Genomic DNA, 11,329 nt, shown 5'->3' on the forward strand with positions numbered 1-11,329 from the left:
CCCCGAGGGGTGCCGGCGCCCTGTGCGTTCCGCGGGCGGAGCGGGCCGCTCCGGGATCAGGCCTGCCCGGAGGGGGCGCTCCCGTCGGCGTCCTGGGCGGCGCCGTCCTTCGTCTCGGCGCCGTCCTTCGCCCCGTCGCTGCGGGGCTTCGCGTCGACCCCCGCCTCCTTGCGCTGCTGCGCGGTGATCGGAGCGGGCGCCTGGGTCAGCGGGTCGTAGCCGCCGCCGGACTTCGGGAAGGCGATGACGTCGCGGATCGAGTCGGTGCCGGCGAGCAGCGCCGCGATGCGGTCCCAGCCGAAGGCGATGCCGCCGTGGGGCGGGGCGCCGAAGGCGAAGGCGTCGAGCAGGAAGCCGAACTTCTCGCGCGCCTGCTCCTCGTCGATCCCCATCACGCGGAAGACGCGCTCCTGCACGTCCTGCTGATGGATGCGGATGGAGCCGCCGCCGATCTCGTTGCCGTTGCAGACGATGTCGTAGGCGTAGGCCAGCGCGCTGCCCGGATCCGTGTCGAACGTGTCCATGAACTCGGGCTTGGGCGAGGTGAAGGCGTGGTGCACGGCCGTCCAGGCGCCCGAGCCGACGGCGACGTCGCCCGCGGCGACCGCCTCGCTCGTGGGCTCGAACATGGGCGCGTCCACGACCCAGACGAACGCGAAGGCATCGTGGTCGATGAGCCCCAGGCGCTCGGCGATCTCGCTGCGCGCGGCGCCCAGCAGGGCGCGCGAGGACTTCGGCTCGCCCGCCGCGAAGAACACGCAGTCGCCCGGCTTCGCACCGACCTGCGCCGCGAGGCCAGCCTTCTCCTGGTCCGAGATGTTCTTGGAGACCGGGCCGGTCAGCGTGCCGTCCTCCTGGACGAGCACGTACGCGAGGCCCTTGGCGCCGCGCTGCTTGGCCCACTCCTGCCAGGCGTCGAGCTGGCGGCGGGGCTGGGAGGCGCCGCCGGCCATGACGACCGCGCCGACGTACGGCGACTGGAACACGCGGAAAGGGGTGTCCGCGAAGTACTCGGTCATCTCCGTGATCTCGAGGTCGAAGCGCAGGTCGGGCTTGTCCGACCCGTAGCGGCGCATCGACTCCTCGTAGGTGATCCGCGGGATCGGCGTGGTGATGTCGTGCCCGGCCACCTTCCAGACGTTCGCGAGCAGCTCCTCGGCGAGGACGATCACGTCCTCCTGCTCCGCGAAGCTCAGCTCGATGTCGAGCTGGGTGAACTCCGGCTGGCGGTCGGCGCGGAAGTCCTCGTCGCGGTAGCAGCGGGCAATCTGGAAGTACTTCTCCATCCCCGAGACCATGAGCAGCTGCTTGAACAGCTGCGGGGACTGCGGCAGCGCGTACCAGGAGCCCGGGGCGAGTCGCGCGGGCACCAGGAAGTCGCGCGCGCCCTCCGGGGTCGAACGCGTGAGCGTGGGCGTCTCGATCTCGACGAAGCCGTCGTCCAGGAGGGTCTCGCGAGCGGCCCGATTGATGTCGGAGCGCAGGCGCAGCGCGCGCGCCGGACCCGAGCGGCGCAGGTCGAGGTAGCGGTAGCGCAGGCGCGCCTCCTCCCCCACCTCGGCGTGGTCGTCGAGCTGGAACGGGAGCGGAGCCGAGGGGTTCAGCACTTCGACGTCGCTCGCGGTGACCTCGATCTCGCCCGTCGGCAGGGCGGGGTTCTCGTTGCCCTCGGGACGACGGTCCACGGTGCCGGTGACCTTCAGCACGTACTCGTTGCGCAGGTGCATGGCCTCGTCCTCGCGGACGACGACCTGGGCGACGCCGCTGGCGTCGCGGAGATCCAGGAACGTCACGCCTCCATGGTCGCGGCGGCGGGCGATCCAGCCGGTGAGGGTGACGGTCTGGCCGATGTGCTCGCTTCGGAGCTCACCGGCATGATGGGTGCGCAGCACGGAAGAAGTCCTTCGTCTCAGGGATGCGGTCGCCCCGATGCTATCGCGGGGTGAGCGATCTCGCCCCCTGCGCCCCTGTGCCCGGGCATGCCCGCTCCGTATCCTGGATATCTGTCCCGACCTGCACCGCTGGCGGGTCCACCCCGCCCCGCAGTCGAAGGACACCATGAACGACGCACGCCCCTCCGCCACAGATCCCACACCCGAGACCCCCTCGACCGACGAGCCGAACGGCCCGGTCGCGGAGTCCGCGACCGAGGCGCCGTCGGGCCCTGCTGCCCCTGCCGCCCCCGAGGAGCCGACCTTCGCGGACCTGGACCTGCCGGGCGTGCTGCAGAGCGCGGTGGACCGGCTCGGCTTCACGCGCCCCTCCCCCATCCAGAGCGAGGCGATCCCGCAGCTGCTGGCGGGACGCGACGTCATCGGCGTGGCCCAGACCGGCACGGGCAAGACGGCCGCCTTCGGCCTGCCGATGCTCACCGCGGTCGATCCCTCGGAGCGCGCGGCCCAGGCGCTCGTGCTCGCCCCCACCCGCGAGCTCGCCATGCAGGTCGCCGAGGCGATCAGCACCTTCGCCCAGGACGTCGACGGCCTCTCGGTGACCTCCGTGTACGGCGGCTCGCCCTACGGCCCCCAGGAGCGCGCGCTCTCGCGCGGCACACAGGTCGTCGTGGGGACCCCGGGACGCGTCATCGACCATCTCAAGCGCGGCAACCTGCACCTGGAGACCCTGAGGTACCTGGTGCTCGACGAGGCCGACGAGATGCTGCGCATGGGCTTCGCCGAGGACGTCGACGAGATTCTCTCCCACGCCCCGCAGTCCAAGCAGGTCGCGCTCTTCTCCGCGACCATGCCGCCCGCGATCCAGCGGGTCGCCGAGGAGCACATGAGCGAGCCGGTGCGGGTCTCGGTGTCGCGTCAGGCGAGCACCACGACCAACGTCTCCCAGCGCTTCGCGGTCGTGCCCTTCCGCCACAAGACCGGCGCGCTCGCGCGCGTGCTCGCGACCTCCGACGCCGAGGCGGCGATCGTCTTCGTGCGCACGCGCTCGGCCGCCGAGGAGGTCGGCACCGCGCTCGTCTCGCGGGGCGTCGTCGCCGCGACCATCAGCGGCGACGTGCCGCAGAAGGAGCGCGAGAAGATCGTCGAGCGCCTGCGCGAGGGCTCGCTGCAGGTCCTCGTCGCGACCGACGTCGCCGCTCGCGGCCTCGACGTCGACAAGATCGGCCTGGTCGTGAACTTCGACGTCCCCGGCGAGCCCGAGGCCTACGTCCACCGCATCGGCCGCACCGGCCGCGCGGGCCGCACCGGCGAGGCGCTCACCTTCGTCGCCCCGCACGAGCGCCGCAAGCTGCGCGCGATCGAGAAGACCACGCGCCAGACCCTGCAGGAGATCTCGATCCCCTCCCCGCGGGACGTCTCCGCCCACCGCACCGAGAAGCTGCTGGCCTCCGTGCCCGAGCGCGCCGAGCGCGGGCGCCTCGATCTCTACCTCGAGAAGGTCGACGCCTTCCTCGAGAGCAGCGGCATGGACCCGCGGATGCTCGCCGCGGTGCTCGCCGCGACGGCCGTCGGCGACGACGGGCCGGGTGCCGAGGCCGAGGGCGACGAGGAGTTCACCGGCGCCCACCTCAAGGGCTCCGACCGTGATCGGGAGTCGGACGGCAAGGGCCGTCCCGCACCCGGCCAGCCCGAGAAGGGCTTCACGAGCTACCGCGTGTCCGTCGGCCACTCCCACGGGGCGAAGCCCGCGGCGATCGTCGGCGCGATCACGGGCGAGGGCGGCCTGAACGGGAAGTCGATCGGCAAGATCGACATCTTCGGCTCGTTCTCCCTGGTCCAGATCCGCGGGTCCCTCAAGGACGACCAGATCGACCGCATCGGCCACGCGAAGATCGCCGGGCGCACCCTGCGCATCAGCGAGGACCGCGGCCCGCGCACCGGCGGTCGCCGCGAGCACGGCTCGCGTCGTCCCGACTCCCGCGAGGGCGGACGCCACGAGGGCGGCCGGCGCTTCGGCGGACCGCGCCATGAGGGCGGTCCCCGCCGCGACAGCCGAGGACACGGCGGCCGCTGAGCGCGCGACGCGCACGCCGGCCCGGGCGACTCGTCGCGCCCCCGAACGGACGGAGAACGGCCCCGCACCCGATGGGTGCGGGGCCGTTCCGCGTGGTGGGACCGCCGGCCGCCTGCCGGCGGGAGGGTCAGGACTGCTGGGCCTGCGCCTCGGCGTAGGCCTTGCGGACCTCGTCCATGTCCAGGCCCTGGACCTGGGAGATGAGGTCCTCGAGCGCCGCCTGCGGGAGGGCGCCGGCCTGCTGGAAGACGGGCACGCCGTCGCGGTAGGCGACGAGGGTCGGGATCGAGGTCACGCCGTAGCGCATGGCCAGCTCCTGCTGGTCCTCGGTGTCGAGCTTCGCGAAGGTGACATCGCTGTGATCCTCCGAGGACTGCTCGAAGATCGGCGCGAAGCGCTGGCAGGGGACGCACCATCCTGCCCAGAAGTCGATGAGGACGACGCCGTCCTTGACGGTCTCGTCGTGGTTCTCGGACGTCAGCGTGACTGTAGCCATGCCCCCCACAACGCCCTGGGCCGTTCGCACATTCCCGTGCGGACGCCCGGTGACCCATGTCTCCCGGCACCGGGGCGTCCGGCGGTGCGGCGCGAGCGGGTCAGCCCTCGCCGCCGGGGCCCGCGAGGACCTGCACGTGGAGGTCCTCGTGCGGGGGCTGCCAGGAGTCGGCACGGGCCTCGACCTGTTCGCCCGAACGGATGTCGCGCACCGCGTCCGCCTCGTCCTGGTGCGGGAACCACACGAAGGGGATGCCGCGGCGGTCGGCGTGCCGGATCTGCTTGCCGAGCTTCGCCGAGGTCGGCGACACCTCGGTGGGGATGCCCCGGGAGCGCAGGTCGCGGGCGACGGCCTCGCTGCGCCGCCGGGTCTCCTCGCCCTCCACGACGACCAGCACGCACGTGGGGACCGCGCGGCTGGGGCGCGCGAGGTCGGCCGAGAGCATCCGCGAGACCAGGCGCGAGAGCCCGATCGAGAGGCCCACACCGGGGTAGGTGTGGCGGTTGTCCGCGGCGAGCCGGTCGTAGCGACCGCCCGAGCAGATCGAGCCCAGCGCCTCGCTGCCCTCGAGGAAGGTCTCGAAGACCCCTGCCGTGTAGTAGTCGAGCCCGCGGGCGATCGAGAGATCGGCCATCATCACTCCGGGCACGGCCGCCTCGACCTGCTCGAGGACGGCGGCGAGCTCGGCGATGCCCTCCTCGAGCAGCTCGCCCTCGCCGCCCAGATCGCGCACCTGCTGGGCGAACGAGTCGTCGCGGGTGCGGATCGAGGCGAAGGCCAGGCAGGTGCGCGCCTGCTCCTCGCTCGCGCCGGCGTCCTCGACGAGCAGGCGCGCGGTGGCCTCGTCACCGATCTTGGGGAGCTTGTCGATCGTGCGCAGCACGCCCTCGAAGTCCTCGAGGCCGATCGAGCGGAAGAAGCCCTCGGAGAGCTTCCGGTTGTTCGCACGGATCGTGAAGGGGGGCAGCGGGAGGCGCGAGAGGATCTCCGCCATCACCACGACGACCTCGGCCTCCTGGTGGGAAGGCAGGGAGTCCTGGCCGATGATGTCGAGATCGGCCTGGTAGAACTCGCGATAGCGGCCCTCCTGCGGACGCTCCCCGCGCCAGACCTTCTGGATCTGGAAACGGCGGAACGGAAAGGCGAGCCTGCCGGCGTTCTCGAGCACGTAGCGCGCGAGCGGCACGGTGAGATCGAAGTGCAGGCCCAGCTGACGATCGGGATCGGCGTCGGATCCGTCGTCCTCCTCGGCGTGCAGGCGCCGCAGGACGTAGACCTCCTTGTCGATCTCGCCCTTGCGCAGCAGCTGGCTCATCGGCTCGACCGCGCGGGTCTCGATGCCGGAGAAACCGTGGAGCTCGGCGACCTGGCGGAACACGTCGATGACGTGCTGCTCGACGAGACGCTGCTCGGGCAGGTGCTCGGGGAATCCGGACAGGGCGCTGATCTTCGCCACGGGTGTGCTCCTTGCGTGCTGTACGTGCGGCGGACCGCCCGTGCTGGCGCGGCCCGAGCGGGGCGCGTGGGCGGTGGGTGCCCGCGCGCCGAGGACCCATTATCGACCCATGAGCCCCTCGCCCGGGACCGCGCCCGCGTGGCGGGCGGACGGGCGGGATCCGCTGCGGGGGCCCGAGGCGACCTGACTGGACCCGAGGGATGCGAGCCCCTGGGACGCGCGCGGATGCGTGCACGATCGGCGGTAGAGTTCCCTGGCGTGGTGTTCCGCGCCACGACCATGACGCCGTCCCGGCGACGGCAGTGACCCGCGATCCAGCGGAACGAGAGAAGGAGCTCCCCCGTGAGCGAGTCCGAGACTCCCGATGCCACCGCGCCCGACGGCGCGACCCCCGACGCCTCGACGACCGAGGGCACGACGTCCGACGGCGCGACGACCCAGGCGGCGTCGCCGGATGCCGCGACCGAGGGGGCGACGCCCGACACCGCGCCCGAGACCGCGACGTCGGACGCCGACGACGAGACGACGACGCCCGAGGCCGCGTCCGAGAGCCAGAGCGAGAGCGGGACGTCCGAGGCCGCTGCGCCCGAGTCCGCGGGTCCCGCCGCCCCGGCTCCGCGTCCGACGCCGCGTCCGACCCCTCGTCCCGGCACCCCGAGCCCGGCCGCACTCGCGGGTCGGCGGCCGTCGGCCCCGCTGATCCCCGTCGCGCCTCCCGTGCAGGAGTACGACGACACGGCGATCCAGGAGGCCCTGGCCTTCGGCACGCTCGAGGAGGACGGCACGGTCAGCGTGCAGGACGGCACGCAGAAGCGCTCGCTGGGGACCGCGGTCTCCGCGGACCGCGAGGAGGCGCTGGCGCCGTTCGCACGCGCCTATCTCGATCTCGTGGCCTTCCTCGACGTCACCCAGCAGCGGCTGGCGGCACCGCAGCTCACCCAGGCCGATCTGAACCGACTCCTCGAGAACCTTCGCAAGAACATGAAGGAACCGCAGGTCATCGGCGACATCCCGGCGCTGCGCGCGCGGGCGTCGGAGCTGCGCGAGAACGCCAAGGAGAAGATCCACGCCCTCGAGGAGGAGCGTCTGCAGGCCCGCGACGCGGCGACCGCCGAGCGCACCGCGTTCGTGGAGTCGATCGAGCAGCTCGTGGAGACCGAGCCGGAGCGGATGAGCTGGAAGAGCGCCGGCGAGACCATGCGCGGCATGGTCGGCACCTGGAAGTCGATGCAGAAGGAGGGGCCCTCCCTCGAGCGCTCCACCGAGGATGCGCTGTGGAAGAGGCTCTCGACGGCACGCAGCGCCTTCGACCGCAAGCGTCGCCAGTTCTTCTCCCACCTCGACGAGCAGCACGCGGAGGCGGAGAAGGTCCGCGAGGACATCATCCGCCGCGCCGAGGAGATGAAGGACTCGACGGACTGGGGCCCGACGGTCCGCGCCTACCGCTCCCTCATGGACGAGTGGCGCGCGGCCCCGCGCGGGAATCGCAAGAAGGACGACGCCCAGTGGGCGCGTTTCAAGGCGGCCCAGGACACCTTCTTCGCGGCGCGCAACGAGGACCTCGCCGCCTCCGACGCGGAGCAGAAGGAGAACCTCAAGGTCAAGGAGGCCCTCCTCGCAGAGGCCGAGGCCGTCGACCCGGCCGAGGACCTCGACGGCGCCCGGGCGGCGCTGCACCGGATCCAGGACCGCTGGGACGAGGCCGGCAAGGTGCCCCGCGGCGACATGCGGCGCATCGAGGACCGCCTGCGCACGTTCGAGCGCTCGCTCAAGCAGGCGGAGGACGCCGAGTGGCGTCGCACCGATCCTCGTACCCGCGCTCGTGTCGAGGGGGCGTCCTCTCAGCTCCAGGAGGCGATCTCCAGCTACGAGGACGATCTCGAGAAGGCACGTGCGACCGGCGATCCCGCCAAGATCGCGAAGGCCGAGGAGGCACTGCGCGCGCGGCGCGAGTGGCTCGAGGTCATCGAACGCTCCGCCCGCGATCTGGGCTGATCCCGCTCCGCCTCCGCGCGCCGCTCCCGCTCCTCCACAGCGCCCGCTCGTCCACAGGACGGGCGGGCGCCTTGATGCGCGGACTCCCACCCGGGATGCTCGGCGCATGCCTCCGCCCCAGTCGCCCTCCCCCGCCGTCACCTCGTCCGCCTCGTCCGCCTCGCCCGGCCCAGCCGGCCCCTCCCCTGCGATCTCCGCCGAGGAGTCCCCGTCCCTGCCGTGGGCCGATGCTCCGTGTGCGGCATGGTCGCAGCAGGCTGCCGAGCTCGCCGTCCCCCTCGAGCAGGAGATCGCCCGCTGGCCGGCGACGCTCTCCCACTACGACGACGTGCGCACGGGAGCCCTGGTGCCCGTCGGCGAGGGACGGCTGGTCCCTTTCTACCTCGCCGAGCACGCCTCGGACCGGGCTCTGCTGGTGGGCTGCGCCGTCGGCGCGAGGCTGCGCAGCGATCACGTGATCGCCCTCTGGTCGGCGCACTGGGTGCACACGGGTGCGGCGTTCCCCGATCCCGTCGATCTGATGACCCTCTCCCACCGCAGCGTGATCCCCGGGGTGCGCGTCCACCATTCCGGCGTCGTGCTCTCGGACATCGAGCAGATCGCGGGCACGCCGGTGACGACTCCCGCCAAGACGGGCGCCGACCTGCTGCGCTCCGACGGCGAGGCCGCGCTCGCGGGCGTGGAAGTGCTCGTGCGCACCGGCCTGTGCACGGGAGAGCAGATCGGAGAGCGGTTGGCGGCGGCGCGCGGGGGCTCCGGGTGCAGGATCGCCCGCAGGCTTCTCGAGCAGATCGTGCGGCGCTGCGAGTCGGCTCCCGCGGGCGCGGAGGACGCCGACACGCGCGAGCGCGCCGTGCTGCGGGTGCGGGAGGTGGAGCTCTGGGCGCGCCGAGGATACGAGGCTCAGGCCTCGACCATTCCCCTGCCCTCGACGACCTTGCCGTCGGCCGTGACCCGGTAGGCGTCGTAGACGCCCTCGACCTTGCGGACCTGCGCGAGGACGGCCTGCAGGTGCGAGGGGTCGGCGAGCTCGAAGGAGAAGTACGCCGTGGCCAGACGGTCCCGGTGCGACTGGCACGAGGCGGACTGCAGGCTCACCTGCTGGTCGGCGATCACCAGGGCGAGGTCCGTGAGCAGTCGGTCCCGATCCAGCGCCTCGACCTTGATGTGCACGAGGTAGACCGAGCCCATGCGGCCGGACCAGTGGACGTCCACGATCCGATCGGGCTGCTCCTCCTGAAGCTGCGTGGCGTTGAAGCACTCGCGATGGTGCACCGAGATGCCCGAGCCGCGGGTCACGAAGCCGATGATCGGATCGCCCGGCACGGGTGCGCAGCACTTGGCGAGCTTGACCCACAGGTCCTTCTGCCCGTCGACGATGACGCCCTGATCGGTCTCACTGGTGTGGCGCTGCGCCTCGGAGGGGCGCGCGAGAACCTTCGAGGGCAGGGTCGTCTCGACCACGTCCTCCTCGGCCCCGGCGGTCCCGCCGAAGGTCGCCCGGAGCTTCTCGACGACGTTCTGGGCGCCGACGTGTCCCTCGCCGATCGCGGTGTAGAGGGCGTCCACGGAGTTCTGGTCGAGGTCCAGCGCGACCGACTGCAGGGTCTCGTGGGTGAGCAGTCGGCGCATCGGCAGGTCCTGGCGGCGCAGCGCCTTGGACAGCTCGTCCTTGCCCTTCTCGAGCGCTTCCTCGCGCCGCTCCTTCGAGAACCACTGGCGGATCTTCGTGCGGGCGCGCGGGGTCTTCACGAAGCCCAGCCAGTCCTGGCTGGGTCCGGCCCCGTCGGCCTTCGAGGTGAAGACCTCGACCACGTCCCCCGTGCTCAGCGCCGAGTCCAGCGGCACGAGCTTGCCGTTCACACGCGCCCCGATGGTGCGGTGGCCGACCTCGGTGTGCACCGTGTAGGCGAAGTCCACGGGCGTCGCCCCCTGGGGAAGAGCGATCACGTCGCCCTTCGGGGTGAAGACGTAGACCTCCTGGCTGTTGATCTCGAAGCGCAGGGAGTCCAGGAAGTCGCCCGAGTCGGAGGTGTCCTTCTGCCAGTCCATGAGCTGGCGCAGCCAGGCCATCTCCCCCGACTTCGCCGTCGGGGCCGGATCGGGGCCCGCCATCGCCTTGTACTTCCAGTGCGCGGCCACGCCGTACTCGGCGCGGCGGTGCATCTCGCGGGTGCGGATCTGCACCTCGACGGGCTTGCCGGTGGGGCCGATGACCGTCGTGTGCAGCGACTGGTAGAGGTTGAACTTGGGCAGGGCGATGTAGTCCTTGAACCGCCCGGGGATGGGCGACCATCGGGCGTGCAGGATGCCCAGCACCCCGTAGCAGTCGCGCACGGTGTCCACGAGCACGCGGATGCCCACCAGGTCGTAGATGTCCGCGAAGTCGCGGCCGCGCACGATCATCTTCTGATAGATCGAGTAGTAGTGCTTGGGGCGCCCGGTGACGGATGCCTTGATCTTCGCCTTGCGCAGGTCGTCCTGGATCTGCCCGGACACGCTCGCGAGGTACTGCTCGCGGGCCGGAGCGTGCTGCGCGACCAGGGAGACGATCTCCGCGTACACCTTCGGGTAGAGCACCTGGAAGGAGCGGTCCTCGAGCTCCCACTTCATGGTGTTCAGACCGAGGCGGTGCGCGAGCGGGGCGTAGATCTCGAGGGTCTCGCGCGCCTTGCGCTCCGCCGACGCGGCGGGCACGTACCGCCAGGTGCGGGCGTTGTGCAGGCGATCGGCGAGCTTGATGAGCAGCACACGGATGTCGCGACTCATGGCCACGATCATCTTGCGCACGGTCTCGGCCTGGGCCGCGTCGCCGTAGGTGACCTTGTCGAGCTTGGTGACGCCGTCGACGAGCAGGGCGATCTCGTCGCCGAAGTCGCCCCGCAGCTGGTCCAGCGAGTAGTCGGTGTCCTCGACCGTGTCGTGGAGCAGGGCCGCGGCGAGGACCTCCTGCGGGCTGCCGAGCTCCGCGAGGATCATCGCGACCGACACCGGGTGGGTGATGTACGGGTCGCCGCTCTTGCGGAACTGTCCCTGGTGGGCCCTCTCGGCGACGGCGAAGGCGCGCTCCAGGAGTCCCAGGTCCTCCTTGGGATGGGCCGCGGTCACCGCCTGGACGAGCGGTTCGAAATAGGCCGACGAGGGGTTCGGACTGGTCGGCGACGTGCGTCCGACCAGGAACGAGAACGGAGACCGCGAGCGCCGATGGACGGGCGCCGGGCGCGACTCCGACCGGGGGGTGGTCCCGTGTTCACTCATCCGAACCTCCTGCGCAGTCACCCGAGTCTACGACCCCGTAGGGAGTGGTGGTGTGCGCCGTCCGCGGACGGCGGGCACCACCCGGTCCGGAGGGGGGCCAGCGCCCGGCCGCCGCGGGGGCGGAGCGGTCCGGCGCCGCAGTTAGGGGCGGACTC

At 71.9% G+C, this 11,329-nt stretch carries 7 protein-coding genes; 3 read left to right on the forward strand and 4 right to left on the reverse strand.

The genetic code is table 11. From position 1 onward, the window contains the following. Window positions 1-56: 56 nt before the first annotated feature. The gene (gene aspS, locus ACFQ53_RS16175) at window positions 57-1,892 is read right to left on the reverse strand and encodes an aspartate--tRNA ligase (RefSeq protein WP_377861500.1); all 1,836 of its coding nucleotides are present in this window, start codon (window positions 1,890-1,892) and stop codon (window positions 57-59) included. A 166-nt stretch (window positions 1,893-2,058) separates the two neighbouring features. On the opposite strand from aspS, the gene ACFQ53_RS16180 reads away from it, so the two are divergent. Then, entirely contained in the window at window positions 2,059-3,969 is a 1,911-nt protein-coding gene (locus ACFQ53_RS16180; RefSeq protein ID WP_377861504.1) for a DEAD/DEAH box helicase, read from the forward strand. A gap of 127 nt (window positions 3,970-4,096) precedes the next feature. Here the strand turns inward: ACFQ53_RS16180 and trxA are convergent, their stop codons facing one another. Beyond that, complete coding sequence (trxA, locus tag ACFQ53_RS16185; RefSeq protein ID WP_377861507.1) at window positions 4,097-4,465, reverse strand: thioredoxin; 369 nt, start codon at window positions 4,463-4,465, stop codon at window positions 4,097-4,099. Between the two features lie 100 nt (window positions 4,466-4,565). Next, window positions 4,566-5,921, reverse strand: a complete 1,356-nt coding sequence (gene hisS, locus ACFQ53_RS16190) for a histidine--tRNA ligase (protein WP_377861509.1) — start codon at window positions 5,919-5,921, stop codon at window positions 4,566-4,568. Between the two features lie 342 nt (window positions 5,922-6,263). Here hisS and ACFQ53_RS16195 point away from each other — a divergent pair, with 342 nt between their 5' ends. Further along, complete coding sequence (locus tag ACFQ53_RS16195) at window positions 6,264-7,916, forward strand: DUF349 domain-containing protein (protein ID WP_377861511.1); 1,653 nt, start codon at window positions 6,264-6,266, stop codon at window positions 7,914-7,916. A gap of 106 nt (window positions 7,917-8,022) precedes the next feature. Beyond that, window positions 8,023-8,877 carry a hypothetical protein gene (locus tag ACFQ53_RS16200; RefSeq protein WP_377861514.1) on the forward strand — a complete coding sequence of 285 codons (855 nt, stop codon included), beginning with the start codon at window positions 8,023-8,025 and terminating at the stop codon, window positions 8,875-8,877. Here the strand turns inward: ACFQ53_RS16200 and ACFQ53_RS16205 are convergent. Further along, window positions 8,820-11,174 (reverse strand): bifunctional (p)ppGpp synthetase/guanosine-3',5'-bis(diphosphate) 3'-pyrophosphohydrolase, encoded by a 2,355-nt coding sequence (locus ACFQ53_RS16205; RefSeq protein ID WP_249480370.1) that lies wholly within the window; start codon window positions 11,172-11,174, stop codon window positions 8,820-8,822. The two genes, ACFQ53_RS16200 and ACFQ53_RS16205, sit on opposite strands and share 58 nt — an antisense overlap. Between the last annotated feature and the right edge of the window lie 155 nt (window positions 11,175-11,329).

The sequence above is a fragment of the Brachybacterium sp. NPDC056505 genome, from assembly GCF_042794925.1.
Lineage (GTDB): Bacteria > Actinomycetota > Actinomycetes > Actinomycetales > Dermabacteraceae > Brachybacterium > Brachybacterium kimchii.